The 16,271-nt window shown below is 46.3% G+C and carries 18 protein-coding genes; 4 read left to right on the plus strand and 14 right to left on the minus strand.

Features of this window, described 5'->3' with window-relative positions; translation table 11 throughout:
* Positions 1-17: 17 nt before the first annotated feature.
* From AC3WU2_RS09955 to AC3WU2_RS10015, 13 genes are all read right to left on the minus strand, one after another.
* On the minus strand, positions 18-1,256 hold the full coding sequence (locus tag AC3WU2_RS09955) for an Rne/Rng family ribonuclease (protein ID WP_492453681.1): 1,239 nt from the start codon (positions 1,254-1,256) through the stop codon (positions 18-20).
* Positions 1,257-1,290: 34 nt separating this feature from the next.
* Positions 1,291-2,145 (minus strand): M50 family metallopeptidase, encoded by an 855-nt coding sequence (locus tag AC3WU2_RS09960; RefSeq protein ID WP_492453683.1) that lies wholly within the window; start codon positions 2,143-2,145, stop codon positions 1,291-1,293.
* Entirely contained in the window at positions 2,138-3,043 is a 906-nt protein-coding gene (locus AC3WU2_RS09965; protein WP_492453685.1) for a peptidoglycan DD-metalloendopeptidase family protein, read from the minus strand. Before AC3WU2_RS09965 ends, AC3WU2_RS09960 begins: the two co-directional genes overlap by 8 nt.
* 247 nt (positions 3,044-3,290) lie before the next feature.
* The gene (locus AC3WU2_RS09970) at positions 3,291-4,439 is read right to left on the minus strand and encodes an FtsW/RodA/SpoVE family cell cycle protein (protein WP_492453687.1); all 1,149 of its coding nucleotides are present in this window, start codon (positions 4,437-4,439) and stop codon (positions 3,291-3,293) included.
* Between the two features lie 5 nt (positions 4,440-4,444).
* Complete coding sequence (gene minD / locus AC3WU2_RS09975) at positions 4,445-5,239, minus strand: septum site-determining protein MinD (RefSeq protein WP_492453689.1); 795 nt, start codon at positions 5,237-5,239, stop codon at positions 4,445-4,447.
* Positions 5,240-5,244: 5 nt separating this feature from the next.
* Entirely contained in the window at positions 5,245-5,910 is a 666-nt protein-coding gene (gene minC / locus AC3WU2_RS09980; protein ID WP_492453691.1) for a septum site-determining protein MinC, read from the minus strand.
* 61 nt (positions 5,911-5,971) lie between these two features.
* Positions 5,972-6,490 carry a rod shape-determining protein MreD gene (gene mreD / locus AC3WU2_RS09985; RefSeq protein ID WP_492453693.1) on the minus strand — a complete coding sequence of 173 codons (519 nt, stop codon included), beginning with the start codon at positions 6,488-6,490 and terminating at the stop codon, positions 5,972-5,974.
* A gap of 18 nt (positions 6,491-6,508) precedes the next feature.
* Positions 6,509-7,336, minus strand: a complete 828-nt coding sequence (mreC, locus tag AC3WU2_RS09990; RefSeq protein ID WP_492453695.1) for a rod shape-determining protein MreC — start codon at positions 7,334-7,336, stop codon at positions 6,509-6,511.
* A gap of 39 nt (positions 7,337-7,375) precedes the next feature.
* Positions 7,376-8,410 carry a rod shape-determining protein gene (locus AC3WU2_RS09995; RefSeq protein ID WP_018757031.1) on the minus strand — a complete coding sequence of 345 codons (1,035 nt, stop codon included), beginning with the start codon at positions 8,408-8,410 and terminating at the stop codon, positions 7,376-7,378.
* Positions 8,411-8,481: 71 nt separating this feature from the next.
* Positions 8,482-9,171, minus strand: a complete 690-nt coding sequence (radC, locus tag AC3WU2_RS10000) for a RadC family protein (protein WP_018757030.1) — start codon at positions 9,169-9,171, stop codon at positions 8,482-8,484.
* A 60-nt stretch (positions 9,172-9,231) separates the two neighbouring features.
* The gene (locus tag AC3WU2_RS10005; RefSeq protein WP_018757029.1) at positions 9,232-9,831 is read right to left on the minus strand and encodes a Maf family protein; all 600 of its coding nucleotides are present in this window, start codon (positions 9,829-9,831) and stop codon (positions 9,232-9,234) included.
* A 124-nt stretch (positions 9,832-9,955) separates the two neighbouring features.
* On the minus strand, positions 9,956-11,209 hold the full coding sequence (locus tag AC3WU2_RS10010; RefSeq protein ID WP_492453699.1) for an SPOR domain-containing protein: 1,254 nt from the start codon (positions 11,207-11,209) through the stop codon (positions 9,956-9,958).
* Positions 11,210-11,363: 154 nt separating this feature from the next.
* A complete protein-coding gene (locus AC3WU2_RS10015; protein WP_018757027.1) occupies positions 11,364-11,570 on the minus strand; it encodes a DUF1657 domain-containing protein in 207 nt (68 codons plus the stop codon).
* Positions 11,571-11,712: 142 nt separating this feature from the next.
* On the opposite strand from AC3WU2_RS10015, the gene AC3WU2_RS10020 reads away from it, so the two are divergent.
* Genes AC3WU2_RS10020 through AC3WU2_RS10035 form a run of 4 tightly spaced genes read left to right on the plus strand, consistent with a single transcriptional unit; the run spans position 11,713 to position 14,795 of the window.
* A complete protein-coding gene (locus AC3WU2_RS10020; protein ID WP_492453701.1) occupies positions 11,713-12,573 on the plus strand; it encodes a DUF421 domain-containing protein in 861 nt (286 codons plus the stop codon).
* Positions 12,574-12,605: 32 nt separating this feature from the next.
* Positions 12,606-13,103 carry a stage V sporulation protein AC gene (gene spoVAC, locus AC3WU2_RS10025; RefSeq protein ID WP_492453703.1) on the plus strand — a complete coding sequence of 166 codons (498 nt, stop codon included), beginning with the start codon at positions 12,606-12,608 and terminating at the stop codon, positions 13,101-13,103.
* A complete protein-coding gene (spoVAD, locus tag AC3WU2_RS10030; protein WP_018757024.1) occupies positions 13,103-14,122 on the plus strand; it encodes a stage V sporulation protein AD in 1,020 nt (339 codons plus the stop codon). The genes spoVAC and spoVAD overlap by 1 nt, the downstream gene beginning before the upstream one ends.
* A gap of 52 nt (positions 14,123-14,174) precedes the next feature.
* Complete coding sequence (locus AC3WU2_RS10035) at positions 14,175-14,795, plus strand: YitT family protein (protein WP_492453705.1); 621 nt, start codon at positions 14,175-14,177, stop codon at positions 14,793-14,795.
* Between the two features lie 92 nt (positions 14,796-14,887).
* Here AC3WU2_RS10035 and murC read toward each other — a convergent pair whose 3' ends face one another.
* On the minus strand, positions 14,888-16,264 hold the full coding sequence (gene murC / locus AC3WU2_RS10040; RefSeq protein ID WP_492453707.1) for a UDP-N-acetylmuramate--L-alanine ligase: 1,377 nt from the start codon (positions 16,262-16,264) through the stop codon (positions 14,888-14,890).
* Positions 16,265-16,271: the final 7 nt, after the last annotated feature.

Raw genomic sequence — 16,271 nt, forward strand, 5'->3', positions numbered from 1 at the left:
AGCAGAAAACCATATTTTTATAGGCGACTGTTGATTCTTCCGGTCCCCTTACAAACCGAACAAGGTTCCGTAAAGGGATTCATCGCATGATCGCGAACTTTTTTGCGGGTCATTTCGAGCAGCCCGAGCTTAGTCCATCCCAGGATTAAATGCTTGGTTCGATCACTGCGCATCAACAGCTCAAGCTTGTCCCAAATATCTTGCCGATGCCGTTCCATATCCATATCAATAAAATCAATTAATATAATTCCACCAATATCGCGAAGTCGAAGCAACCTAGCAATTTCTTCGGCAGCTTGCATATTCGTCTCGTAGACGGTATCTTCCAGCGTATTCGATCCGATATACTTACCCGTATTAACGTCAATGACCGTCAACGCTTCGGTATAATCAACGACCAGATAACCGCCATTACGGAGCCATACTTTGTGTTCGAAGGCGCGGTCGAGCTGCTCCTTAACACCAAAATGCGTTAGTATCGGCTCACTGCCTTTATAGATCTCAACACGATTCGCCCAGTCAGGCAGCACGCGCGAGAGGAAGGAAGCGATCTCTTCCTTCTGAACAAGATCATCAATGATGACCCGTTCGGTCTGCGGTGTGAACATATCCCGAACCAACCGCTCAATAATGCTCAAATCCTGATGGAGCTGTGCTGGCGCTGACATTGCCGCCGCACGTTCTTCAATCTGAATCCACAATGCGCGAAGCAGTTGAATATCCGATTGAATCGCTTCCTTGCTTTCTCCTTCTGCGACGGTGCGCAGGATCAGCCCTTCACCTGGCAGTCGTGCTTGATCGCCGATCTGCTTCAGACGATTCCGCTCGACTTCGAGCTCAATTTTCTTCGACACGCCAATATAGTCCGCATGCGGCATATAGACGAGCCATCTGCCTGGCAGCGAATAATGCGTCGTGACGCGAGCTCCTTTGCCACCTAACGGCTCTTTCATGACTTGGACAACAATCTCCTGGCCGGCCTGCAGCAATTGTGAGATGGATGGCTTAACTTTCGGCTGCTTCTCCAAATGCGGATGAAGCACATCATCAATATACAAGAATGCATTTTTCTTTAATCCGATATCTACAAATGCCGCCTGCATACCCGGAAGCACGTTCACAACACGGCCTTTATACAAATTTCCCACCAATTGCCTGCCTTGCGAATTCTCAATTGTAAATTCAACGAGTTGTCCATGTTCCATCAATGCCATTTGTGTGATCTCTTGTTCGCAATGAACAATGATCCTTTTCACATGGATCACCCCTGACTTTAGCCCATTTTTCCATCTATTTTACCATGAAATTCGCGAAATAAGAATCAACAAGCCGTTGCTCTGGTAATACAGCGACAATCTTCCCCCGATCATTCAGTACGTAAATCAGATGATACTTACTCTTCATAAATAGACGCACAACACCACCCAAAGGTTGCTCTGATCCGACGACAATTGGATATGCAATTGTTCCCTGTTTCATTCGCAGGAGCGATAATCGATCCCGATTCGTCATGAATCGCACAAAGCGGTAAGGCACATTTCGATAGTCTGTCCAGTTCGCATAGATCAGAAAAATACCGATAATGAGCAGATTCAAATGAATCGGTTCTCGGTAATAAAGGGGCATCAGAGCGAAGCCAATCATAAATAGGCTAAAAGCCATACTAATTCGGCCGCACCAAATCAATGTACGATGATAGGATACAAATAGGCTGCATAGTGCTTGTACGATACGCCCTCCATCCAAAGGAAGCACAGGCAGCATGTTAAACAAGGCAATCATCACATTCGCTTGAACGAAGTACTCTGTCCATGCCTCACTCCAGAACCCTAACAAATGAAGCCCATAAGCAGCGCCAATCATAAGCAGGTTTTGAACCGGGCCCGCTAGAGCTACGATAATCTCCTCATGACAAGGAGCCGAGCCTCCTTCATCCGTGACAGCCACACCACCGAAAGGCAGAAGCTTAATCTCTTGTACCTTCCATCCGAAAATCGTCGCCGCCGCTGCATGCCCTAACTCATGAATCAAGACAATCCCGAACAACGTAATCATTTCAATGACATGGCCTGTCAATAGTGAGCCGAGCATGATCATGATGAACAAAGGATGTACGGAGAATGAGGTTCCTCTCCATTTAATCAAAGGAGATCACATCCGTTGGGTCAATAAATCGGTCACCTTTTTTAATCGCAAAATATAAAAGGCTCTCCTGCTCTTCAGCGGATAGCGTTCCTAAAGGTTGACCCCCTTGAACCCAATCATTAACTCTGACATCTGCAGCCTGTAAGCCACTATATATCGAGCTTAAATCATTCGCATGCTGGACGACGATTCGATACGTACTGTTCTCACTCGGAGTCACCTCGATCACCTGACCTGCATCCATCGCCTTTACAACAATCGGATTCCCGGGTTCAGCTGCAGCAGCTTCGATGTCAACACCTTTCAAAGCTACCGTGTAGGGACTCGCAATCTTCCCATGAAGCGGCGGATAGAGCACGGTCGATGTGTTCACTTTGGTCGCATGATCCTCAGCTGCACCGAAGATTGGAATGAAGGAAGGCGCACCGTGGAACGTCTCATCATACCAGACAGCAATCGCCCCAAAATTCATCTCCTCGTTCATAGCGCTTACGACAAACGCCTTTACCTTAGCGGTCCACGGCTGATTCACTTGAAACATCGCCCATAAGGCAGCAAAGATCAACGCAGAGAGCATGAATTTGATTTGCAACGACTGCAACCAGCCGCTTGATGTTCGATTGACCGGTGGATCCGAACCATTCGAACCATTCGATGGGGAAGCTTCTCCAGCAAGCTGTGTGCGCCACAATCGATTCTGTTCCTTCCATGCAATTTCAGGATCTGCTTCCGCATCTGATGAAATATTAGGCACTGGCGTCGGATTCCTATCTGCAGGCGGTGCATAAGGTACAATACGATTCGGTGCTTCTTGCGCCTTGGTGACTGGCAAGCTCTCATCTGTTAATGCCTTCATACGGGCTTGTCTTCGTCTTCGAACATTATCTTTTATCTCCATCCGTAGTAGTCCCCCTTCTTAGAGGTTGTCTTAGTATCATAAATATGACAAGCACACGATGAATATGAATAAGAAGATACGCTTATCGTCATTGAACGGACGATAAGCGTATCTTCGAAAAATATAAGAACAGTTTATTAGTGAAACTTATAAACACTTATATTTCAAAATAACCCCACAAGTTGCTTTGCGGGGGATCCACGAAACCTCTTAAACATGCAAAAAAGCCATCGCGAGATGCGACAGCTTAATCTTCAAGTGCATATTTTTCTTGGTAAATCTTGACGCTTAGCACAATTCCAATACAAAGCATGTTGAGCAACAGCGAGGTACCACCATAACTGATAAATGGCAGCGTGATCCCAGTAATTGGCATAAGCCCAATCATCATTCCGATATTCTCGAAAATCTGGAACACGAACATCGAGACAATGCCGATGATAATATAAGCTCCTCGCTGGTCATAACACTGGAAGGCAATCAAGATCATCCTATAAATCAATAAGAAATAGAGCAGGAGCAGCACCGAAGCCCCTTGGAAACCAAACTCTTCCCCGATCACAACGAAGATGGAGTCCGAATACGGATAAGGAACGAACTTCTTCTTAATCGATTCCGATTGCATATAGCCTTCGCCTGTGAGGCCGCCAGATCCAATCGCAATCATCGCATTATTCGATTGATGCTTCTCATCTTCTGTCGCCGAAGCTGGATTCATGAATGTATTGATCCGCTGGTACCAATGGATTTTGTCTTTGGCTTCCAAATAATCCTTAATATCTTGATTAAAGGTATTGAACAAGAAGACGAACAGGAATGCACCAGCGAGCACAGTCCCGAGTCCAATGACAACATGCGTATAGCGAACATTGCCGATCCAGAACATCCCGAGCAGGATCACGACGTAGATAATCGCATTCCCTAAGTCCGGTTGAATCAATACGAGTAAGAATGGGATGAAGGTTAAGAAACCGATTGGAATGACATCACGTCTAAAACGAAGCGGATCCCCTGATCTTCGGCCCATCAAATATGCAACCATGACAATAATCGAAAGCTTCATCAATTCTGCTGGTTGGAACTGCAGCCCGCCCGGCAGCTTAAACCAGCCGACAGCACCGTTAATTTTGGCACCTAGGAAGAACACGGCGATAAGAAGCGCAACCCCTAGAACGTAGAAATAAATCCAGCCTTTTAGCAATAATCGATAATCAACGAGTGAAATCCCCAGCATGATGGCAAACCCGCCGATATAGAAATACATCATTTTTAAATGAGACCCGACGAACTTGGGATCGCTGAACGTAGCACTCTTGATGACAAATATGCTAATGACCATAAATATGCCTAAGATGATAATGATCGGCCAGTCTAATCTTTTGAATTTATTTACCAATTACATCAGCCCATTCCAAAAAACTTCTTCATGCGCTTGAACATGCCTGGCTTGCCATCAAGCAGCATAAGTGGGACGGTGTCCCCAACAATACGACGCGCAATATTCCGATAGGCAATCGCTGCTCTTGAATCCGGGTTCATGACAGTAGGCTCCCCGCTATTCGCAGCTTTGATTACATGCTCATCATCCGGTACAATGCCGATTAAGTCAATCGCCAGTACTTGGATAATCTCATCAATATCGAGCATCTCGCCCGATTTCACCATATTCTGGCGTATCCGGTTAATGACCAGCTTCGGTGCTTCAATATGCGAGTTCTCGAGCAATCCTATAATGCGATCCGCGTCACGTACAGCGGCATTCTCCGGTGTTGTCACGACAATCGCCTGATCTGCACCAGCAATAGCATTCTTGAAGCCTTGCTCTATTCCTGCCGGGCAATCGATAATGACATATTCAAATTCTTTCTTCAATTCCAAAATAATATCTCTAACCTGCTCCGGCGATATCGCATTCTTATCTTTCGTCTGTGCTGCCGGCAGTAAATAGAGTTCTTCAAACCGCTTGTCCTTCACAAGAGCTTGGTTCAGACGGCAACGACCATCAGCTACATCACACAGATCATAAATAATCCGATTCTCCAGCCCCATGACGACATCCAAATTACGAAGACCAATATCTGTATCCACCATACATACTTTGCGGCCGAGTAATGCGAGAGCAGTACCTAAATTCGCGGATGTTGTTGTCTTGCCCACTCCGCCTTTTCCTGATGTGACGACGATAGCCTCTCCCATGCGGACTACACTCCTTTAAATATATGGGTATCTTTGCGCAACCGCGCAATGTTCTGTATTTTATCAATTTGCATATGGCCTTCTTGAAGGTATGCAAATTCCATATTGGACTCTTTGATTTCCCATTCATCCGGAGGTCTGCTGATCACATCGGCAATCCGTAGCTGTGTCGGTGAGAAATAAGACGCGGCAATAATCGCATCGACATTTCCCTCAATTCCTGCGTGCGCCATTCCCCGTAGTGAACCCATCACATAGATATCCCCGGTACAATTCACCGTTCCCCCTGGATTCACATCCCCTAGAAACAGAAGATTGCCGACGTGATGCAGCACTTGCCCTGAACGCACCACCCCGGTCATGATCTTCATATCATTCTCACTCACAGATGCGATCTCAGGCTCATCCGATTCAATCGAACGAATCAACAAATTCCCCTTTTGCTTCAGAATATTCAGAATCTCTTCCTTCTCTGCATCCGATATCGCTCTTGCACCGAGCTTAATATCAACATGCATAATCGGTCCTGTCAAAATATTCTGATGCGAATGCTCTAATTTATATTGCAAATCTTGTATCAGTGCTGTGAATTCACATGTATCGTCCAGCAGGAACACAAGGCCGTCTTTCATTCCTTTGATTGTAACATGATGTTGTTTTGTCGTTCCCATATTTGCCTGTCCCTCCTCCCTAATCAATTCGTCCTAGGGTAAGAAAGTTCCTGCTTATGCCTTAATCTTCTTCAAGCTTCGGTCGAAATTCTTGGTCGAGCACTTTGCGAACCGGAACATATACAATAAGAGCAAATAATAATTGCAGGAAGGAGCTAGGAATAATTTGATAAGCTAACGCCCAATCGTAGGACATATGGTTCACTTTGAACATCGTGTAAATCAAGAATATGATCGAGTCGAACATCCAGCTGCCGAGGATCGAAATCACGATCATCCATCCGATGCCGAGCCGCTTCTCGCCGAATACTTTGCCGATTAAATAACCACAAAGCCCCATACTGAACGAATACACACCTATCATATTCCCATAATGGATCACATCATGAAGGAGACCGAAGATTAATCCGATAACCAGCGCTTGATATCTCGTGGTATACACCGCATAGAATAATACAATGATAAAGACAAAATGAGGGATAACTCGCATTCTCCATTCCACTGGAATAATCCACGGCATTACCGTGCCCTCAATAATTAATAACAAGATCATAACGACAATCATCCATTTACGATTCATCCGAGCGATTCCTCCACGTTAAGGTACCACGACGAACAGTTCTTTCCAATTATCGAAATTCGCTGCTGGTTTGATCGTCGCTGTATGAGTTAAGCCGTAGTCTCCGACTTGTCTGGAAATAACCGTTCCCATAATGAGTCCGCGTGGAAATGCTTCACCGATCCCCGATGAGACGATCGTATCACCAACGGCAAGCGGGTCCTTCTCATCAATCTTGGTCATGAGATACGTGCCTGTCTGTGGATCGTAACTCTCAATAAGTCCAAACGACTGGTTCTCTTTACCGATGGCCGTTGCCGCAATCGCATTGGAATTCGGATTCTTTTCGTTCAGGTCTGTAAGCAGCTTCACCGTACTCGTAAGCGGCGATACATGACTAATCGTGCCGACCATGCCATCGACGGAAATGACAGCCATATTCGGCTTCACACCGTTCTTCTCACCGATATTGATCGTAATGTTCTTATTGTACGGATCCTGATTCACCGACACGACCTGCGCAATACGGTAATCATATTTATACAATTTCTTCTGTTCTTCTGTAAAATGAAGTTCTTTCTGGTATCTCTCATTATCAGCAGCAATGGAATTATAAATCGCTTTGTCGCGAATATAGTGCGAAACTGCGATTTTCAGCTGTTCATTCTCTTCATAGATATGGTTCAGGTCGCGAATATCTTCAAACAAGCCCGCTATAAAGCCAGCGGGCTTGTAGAATAAACTTTGAGCGAACCCAAACGTATCGTTAATCATCTTCTCAGGAAATGTTAAGTTCTCTCGTTTGTTACTCAGCGTAAAGCCGAGAAGCGAGATGAATATAATCATGCCGAGCAATAATATGAACAATCGTTTATTCCCCAATAATTTAAACAGTTTAAACACCTCTTATCGTTTCGAGCGAACCGCCGTACTGCTTTTGGATTTAAATAAGTGGATGTTCTCTAGCGCACGACCGGTACCTTTTGCTACACAATCAAGAGGATCTTCCGCAACAATAACCGGCATACCTGTCTCACGTGCAAGCAATTTATCGAGATTACGCAGCAATGCGCCGCCACCTGTCAATACGATCCCGCGGTCCATAATATCCGCTGCGAGCTCTGGTGGACATTTCTCAAGTGTTACCTTCACCGCATCAACGATAGAGTTCACGGTATCCTGCAAAGCTTCTGTAATCTCATCGGAGGTGATCGTGAGCGTCTTCGGAAGTCCAGATACGAGATCGCGTCCACGAATTTCAACCGTCTCGACTTGATCAAGCGGCAATGCGGAAGCAATATCGACCTTAATTTGCTCAGCTGTACGTTCACCGATCATGAGGTTATAAATCCGTTTGATATATTGAATGACAGCATCATCCATCTCGTCGCCTGCAACACGAACCGAACGACTTGTTACAATTCCACCAAGCGAAATGACCGCAACTTCTGTCGTACCGCCGCCAATATCAACAACCATGCTGCCTGTCGGCTCCCATACCGGAAGATCTGCACCAATCGCTGCCGCGAATGGCTCTTCAATGGTATAAGCTTCACGCGCACCTGCTTGCTTCGTCGCATCTTCAACCGCACGTTGTTCTACAGCTGTAATCCCTGAAGGTACGCATACCATCACGTTCGGATGACGCGGGAATACAGAGCGCTGCTTCTGAGCTTGTCTAATAAAATATTTAATCATTGTTGCAGTCGTATCGAAATCCGCGATAACGCCGTCTTTCATCGGACGAATCGCGCGAATGTTCCCCGGTGTACGACCGATCATTTTCTTAGCCGACTCACCAACAGCTTCTATTTTTTTCGTATCTGTACGGATCGCCACAACGGATGGCTCGCGAACAACGATCCCTTTTCCTCGAACATATACAAGTGTATTTGCAGTTCCCAAATCAATTCCTAAATCTTTCGTGAAGCTTCCAAACATGCTGTAATCTCCCTTTCTTTCCTGTAACTCTTCATCGTTTATCTTATCGTGCTGATAATTTAAATATTATATTACATAAGTCCCTGTTCCTTCAAACTTATGTAACGTTGATCACCAATCACGAGGTGATCAAGTACCTCAATGCCAATAATATTGCCGGCCTCGACGAGGCGCTGCGTAAGCTGAATGTCTTCTGGACTGGGCGTTGGATCGCCGCTTGGATGGTTGTGAGCGCATATTACTGATGCGCTGCTGCACTTGATGGCAGCTCGGAAAATTTCTCGGGGATGAACGATTGAAGCATTTAAGCTTCCCATCGACAGTGTCTCTTGTTGGAGAACATGATTTTTGGTGTTGAGAAACAAACATACAAAATGTTCTTTCTGCAAATAACGCATTTGTTCCATGAGCAAATCTGCTGCATCCGACGGCTTTCGAATGGTAATCTTCTCATTCATTGTCGCTCTTGACAAGCGACGACCAAGTTCAATACCTGCCTTTAATTGAATAGCCTTTGCAGGTCCGATGCCTTTGATTTGTGTCATTTCTTCTACGGTCATATCTACCAAATGGCGAATGTTGCCTACTTGCTTAAGCAGCCGTTCAGCGACGCGAACAGCGGATTCTCGCTGTGTTCCTGTGCGAAGAAGAATTGCTAGCAATTCAGCGTGACTAAGTGCGCTTGCCCCATTCTGTATCATGCGTTCTCTTGGACGTTCTTCATGGGGGATATCGCGCAGAACAAGCCCTTGCGAATCCATGAATTCCCCTCTTTCATTGTTGAAATAATCCTAGAATACATCTTCCATAAGTTAGCTTCCTTAAAGTACTTCAATGCCAAATTTAGTGAGCATATCACTAAGCAAGGATAACGGCAGACCCACGACGTTGAAATAACATCCGTCGATCGACTCTACAATCGTTGAACCTAATCCTTGTATCGCGTACGAACCCGCTTTATCCATAGGCTCCCCACTTGCGACATACCGCTGCACTTGCTGTTCTGTTAAATGCTTCATTTTGACATACGTAACACGGTGAGATACATGGGTCTCCCCTGTCTGCGCATCAATACAAGCCACACCGCTATACACCTGATGTGTCTTCCCTTCCAGCAGATTCAGCATCGATATCGCATCCTCTGCATCCTTTGGTTTGCCAAGGACACGATAATCAAGCACCACAATGGTATCCGCACCAATGATAATGCCTTGATCGCCCTCCTGCAGCATCTGATGCACAGCCTCAGCCTTGCGAAGCGCCAATTGCTCTGCGACCTGTGCCGGCGACCAATACGTCGGCGTGGTCTCATCGACATCACTCACACGAATTTCGAACGGGATATTCAGAACGCGAATGAGCTCTTGTCTTCGTGGTGATGCAGACGCTAAGATGAGGCGACGTTGATCCCTATTCAGCATTTTCGACTCCCCTTCACCATTATTTTACACCTTTACACATTATACTTATATTTACGGTTTAACACAAACCAAAAACCGACAGGCGCCATTGAAATCAGGTCCTATCGGTTAGATATACTTTATCTCACACGGCTTGCATAGACGCCATCCAATTTTTCTCACTTACCACGAACGCCATCAATGCGGATTGAATGCTCCATAGATGGGATGTCGACAGCTGCTTACCGTATTCATTTAACGAGATAATTGCCGTGTTCATCGACTGGGTCATTTTCCCCCAAGCTTCCTTCGAAGACTCTGGCAGGCCTTTGACCGCCACTGTACCAAGCTCTGTCCATTTCTGATGCGCATCCTTAATGGCTAACAATTCTGCCTGTGTATAAGCCGTAGGGTCTTTACGCTCTAGCTGTGCTGTTGACATCTGTAATAGAATTTGAACCACCTGATCGCTCTGTTTCAGAAATTGCTCCATCTGTGACGCATCACCAGCATACATCAATTGCGTCGTCTCCGGCAGCTGCAAATCTCGAACATAGAGCTCAATTCCTTGCAGTGCCAGCTCAGCTTTCATCAACTGGGCCTCTTCACGCGATGCCGCCATACCGGCATACACCCGATTCTGATCCGTAGTATCTCCGAACGCGGCCAAGCCTTTATCCGTCAACTCCTGCTGCGCAGTATTTACACCTGCTAGATCTTTGAAAACACCATACTGCAGCATATAATAGGTCTTCGCATCACGTTGAATCGTTACGTTAACCGCTTCACCTGGTGTGGTCGCTTCTTGCTTCACCCCGGACTCCGTCACCTTACCTGAAGTCTGAACACTACCGCTTGTACGAACATTATCCGATAAAGAGCCCGACTTCACACCTGGCAGACTCACTTCCCCTTGAAATAACGATAATACAACGAAGCCGAATACAGCACCTGTCACAATTGCGCCAGCGACAGAGGCAACGACTTTGACCCATGAAGGATTTCTTGTTTTACGATAAAATCCACCGACTGGCAGCTCCGTCCATTGTACACTATGCCCTTCTTCACTATGATTGCGTAATTCAGCATCGGATCGTTCTACTTGTTCCTCTGAATCTTGGATCATATCCACAATCCGCGGCTGTGACTTTGGAGGGATGACTTCGGGCTGGATCGAAGAGGTCTCGCCGCGAATCAACTTCTCAATACGGTTCGTCTCTTCATCGAATGTGGGGTCCCATGCACCATAATCGGAGCTGTACCTCTGGATCGGAACACCATGACCGACCGTCGTTGACTCTACAGTTTCTTCTACCGAATCATTATTAGGAATGATCTCTGTGCCTCCCGATTTACGCGGCGGATCATCGAAGCGAAACGTCATTTTGGCCTTACTCATGCTTACCCTCTCCCTTGTCCAATCTTCTAATATCATTCTTATGATAGAGTTGAGAGATTTATAACCGCTTATCCATGGCATGACAAAAAAATCTCGATCCTCTGCTTCTGCAAAGAATCGAGATTTCCCACTCCTGTCCTTCTTATCGAATTGTCTAGAACCCTTTAAATTGCGGCTCTTCATTTTCGAGTTGTTGTACGCGGGCTTCAACTTGCGATACGACTGATTGTGTCGACTGCGCTGCGGACTCGAACATTTTTTTCGCTTCTTGATTTTGCGTTTCAAGCGCGAAGGATTCTAGACTCGCTTGAGCACTTTTCAAACTTGCTAAAGTGGTTTTCACTTGGGATCCAACGGTCATTTCTCACACCTCCTTTTTACAAATACCACTCTAATGTGTCCGAATATCACCAGAATATTCTTCTCACTTTGCGGGAACATTTCATATGAATCCTGTTCACAACTTTTGACAAAACATTAAAGGGGAAGGAGTCGAAAAAACGATGCCTGAATGGTTTGAAGCTGCCCTTCGTACATTGGTGGCTGTTTTGGTTCTGTTTTTCTTCACCAAAGTATTAGGAAAACGTCAGGTCGCGCAGCTATCTCTGTTCGAGTACATTACGGGGATTACGATTGGTAGCCTTGCTGCATACATCTCCATGGATTTAGAGAAGCATTGGGGGCTTGGTATTATCTCCCTCGCCGTGTGGGTTGGTGTATCCTTCATCATTGAAATGGTGCAGTTGAAGACCAAAAAGCTTCGGGATTTTATAGATAGCAAATCTGAGGTCCTCATTAAGGATGGCAAAATTCTTGAAGATAACTTGAAGAAGGTTCGCGTTACCTCCGATGAGCTATTATCCCAGCTACGCAAAAAAAACGTGTTCAATGCGGCGGACGTTGAATTTGCCATTATGGAATCGAACGGGGAGTTCAATATCTTACTCAAGCGCGAGAATCAACCGCTTACGCCTAAGCATTTGGGTATTAAGGTCTCACCTGATAAATCACCAGAGGCTGTTATTATGGATGGAAAGCTTATGGATGAGGGTTTAGCTGCATTCGGTTACAATCGTAACTGGCTAAATCGAGAGCTAGAGACCCTTGGCGTGGCCATCGAGAACGTATACTTGGGTCAAGTGGATTCGTACGGACAGCTGTATGTCGACCTCTATGATGATCAAATCCAAGTGCCTGAGCCGCAGAAGAAAGCAACCCTGTTTGCTACACTGAAAAAATGCGAGGCCGATTTAGAATTATTCGCGTTATCCTCGGAAAATGAAGCTGCCAAGGCGCTTTATACACAATGTGTGGAGCAAATGGACCAGGTCATCGCAGATATGAGACCTATACTTACCCGTTAATGCATTGATCTGTTTAGATTTTGAAGGAGGTTATGGTTTTGTCGGAAAAGCAGAAGAAACAGAAGTTAACGCCCGTGCAGCAGGAATACCAAGCCCTTGCGAAACGAATTGAACCCAAACGAACGACCTTTAAGAACTGCGTGCGGGCATTTCTGTCGGGTGGGCTCATTTGTCTCATAGGTGAATGTATTACCAAGGCCTTTATCACATGGGGCGGATTTACAGAGAAAACAGCAGGGAATCCAACCGTAGCCATCATGGTGCTCTTGTCAGTCATCTTAACGAGCTTCGGGGTCTATGATAAAATCGCGCAATGGGCTGGAGCAGGGACTGCGGTTCCTGTTACAGGATTTGCGAACTCCATGGCATCAGCAGCAATCGAGCATCGCAGTGAGGGCGTTGTACTTGGCGTGGGTGGGCAAATGTTCAAAGTGGCTGGGCCTGTTATTGTATTTGGTACCGTCGCAGCCTTCATTGTCGGGATCGTGCATATGATTCTTCAGTTCAACGGAACGGGGGCCGGGTCCTAATGACACTAAGAGGACATCAATCTTGGATATTCGAGAATAAGCCTCGTATATTCGGAAGCGCATCGGTTGTAGGTCCTTTTGAGGGACAGGGCCCATTAGCGAATGACTTTGATATTATCCATGGCGACCTCATGTTAGGTCAGAGTACATGGGAAAAAGCGGAGAACAAGCTCATCGAAGAGGCAGCCAAAATCGCCATCGAAAGCGCCGGATTAACGAAAGAGCAAATTCAATTCTACGTCGGAGGCGATTTACTCAATCAAATTATTAGTTCAAGCTTCGCGGCTAGAACCCTTAGCATTCCTTATCTTGGGGTATTTGGCGCTTGTTCTACTTCGATGGAGAGCCTTGCGCTCGCCTCGCTGATCGTAAACTCCGGCTCCGCTCACTACGCCTTGGCTGTAACTGGGAGCCACAATGCAACCGCTGAGAAGCAGTTCCGTTATCCGACGGAATATGGGTCCCAGAAACCGCCAACCGCTCAATATACTGTCACGGGTGCAGGAGCTGCCGTCGTCTCCAAACATGGCGAAGGCCCTCTCATCACCTCAGCTACGATTGGGCGTGTCATAGATATGGGCATTACAGACCCATTCAATATGGGTGCTGCCATGGCGCCAGCGGCCGTAGATACCATTCAAGCGCATTTCCGAGATTTGCGGATTGAACCTGGGCATTATGATCTAATCGTTACAGGGGATCTAGCAAAGGTCGGATATGAAATCGCAAGTGAACTGCTCAAGAAACATCACATCCCTATGAATCAGACGGATTTCCGGGATTGCGGCATGATGATCTATGACTATGAGAACCAATCCGTCCAAGCGGGAGCTAGTGGGTGCGGATGCTCTGCTACCGTCACTTACGGGCATTTGCTCAAGCAGCTTCGAGCCGGAACGTGGAAAAGAATTCTCGTCGTTGCCACCGGTGCGCTTCTATCCCCGATCTCTTATCAGCAAGGTGAAAGTATTCCTTGTATCGCACATGCCGTATCCATTGAATATGACGGGACAAACTAGCATATACATCAGAGAAGACCTAGATTTTATTCGGTTGTCGAAAGTGGAGCTGATGAAAGTGCAGTTATTCAATAAGATTGTTGCGACGATCGCGGGAAGCATGCTACTCGCGATCGGAATCAATCTATTCCTAATCCCCTACAATGTTCTCGATGGAGGCGTTATCGGCATCGCGTTAATTCTCAATTACATGTGGAAGGCGAACATAGGCATCACCTTTATTCTGTGTAGTTTGCCGATCCTGGTGCTCGCGTGGTTCAAATATCGCCATTTTTTCTTCAGCAGCTTCCCAGGCATGATTATTTCCTCCTTTTTCATTGACCTATTCTCAGGCATTAGCCATAACCTCCTTGCTCCGTTGCACATCCATCCCATTACTAGTTCCTTCATTGGAGGGATCTTTATGGGGATCGGATTTGGCATCATGCTTCGAAACAATATTAGCACCGGCGGAACCGATCTGCTCGCCAAATACATCGCGGATAAATTATCCGTCAATGTAGGATTCACCATTTTCATTCTAGACGGACTCATTATTACCCTCGGTGGTCTATTATTCTCGCCCCGAACCTTCTTCCTATCCATTCTGACCATTACCATCGGAGGCCTCTCGACAGGCGTTTGCTGCTATCGGAGAGCCCCTCGCGAAGTCACTTTACCATGGAAAACATAATTCAAATCGATAGCAACGCCAAAAAACGTCCAACCCATAAGGTTGGACGTTTCTATTGAACGATAGATAAGTCTGAATCGGGAATATAACGATTAGACGCGTGCACGCAGTGCCTTTGCTAGACCATCTGCCGCCTTCCAAATATCACCTGCACCCATCGTAATGACTAGATCGCCAGGTTTCACATCCTCGCTTAACTTCGATAACACTTCTTCCTTCGTTGGAATATACTTCGTGTTCGGATTGCTGTTCTGAATGATCATATCAACAAGTCTGGACGAAGTAATCCCTTCGATCTGCTTCTCGCCTGCAGGCGAATAGATATCTGTAATAATAACCTCATCAGCGTCACCAAAAGCTTGACTGAACTGTTCCAGCAGGAAATATGTCCGTGTATAGCGCTGCGGCTGGAACACTGCGATAATACGTTTACCCGTGGACTTCGCCGCTTGGATCGTTGCTTGAATTTCTGTCGGATGATGCGCATAGTCATCAATGACGAGAATATCATTTACTTCACCGAGCACTTGGAACCGACGTTTCGCACCACGGAATTCCTTAATCGACTCTGCAATGGCATAGAATGGAATGTCCGCTTGCATGCACGTAATAATCGTTGCCATCGCATTCGAGATGTTGTGTCGTCCAGGTACTGACAGCTCAATAGTCCCGAGTGGAACATCTTGATAGGTAAAGGTGAACGAGCTCTTGCGATCGCCAAGTACGATATCTGTCGCCCGATAATCTCCAGTCGAACCGATGCCGTATGTAAGCACATCACATTGGAGATTCGGAATCATAGCTTGCAGAATCTCATCATCTGCACTCACGATCGCTTTGCCCCCAGGCTTCACTTGATTGAGGAAACGTACGTAAGCTTGTTTCAACTTCGCATAATCCCCGTCATAATTCTCCAGATGATCAGCTTCAATATTCGTTACAATCGCCAGCTGCGGATGATACTGCAAGAAGGAGCCATCGCTCTCATCGGCTTCCGCGACAACATAGTCCCCTTTTCCCGCCTTCGCGTTGGTCCCCATATTCATAATCTCGCCACCGATGATATAGGTCGGGTCCGTACCGCATTGCTCCATGACGAGCGCGATCATCGACGAGGTCGTTGTCTTGCCATGCGCACCCGCTACAGCAACGCCTTTACGGGTATTCATTAACCGTGCCAACATCTGTGCACGATGCAGAACCGGGATATTGAGCGTTTCTGCCCTTACGCGTTCCACATTATCTTTGGACAAAGCTGTTGAATAGACGACGAGGTCAGCCCCTTCAACATTATCCGCCGTATGGCCAATATATATTTTGGCGCCTTTCTTCGCGAGCTTCTCTGTTAACTCTTGCGCAGCGACGTCTGAGCCCGTTACGGTGTAACCCATCTCTAGCATTACGCGAGCAATCGCGCTCATTCCGTAGCCGCCAATACCGATAAAATGAACATGTTCTGTTGTATTCAAGAAATCC

Source organism: Paenibacillus sp. EB106-05-06-XG162 (genome assembly GCF_058791655.1).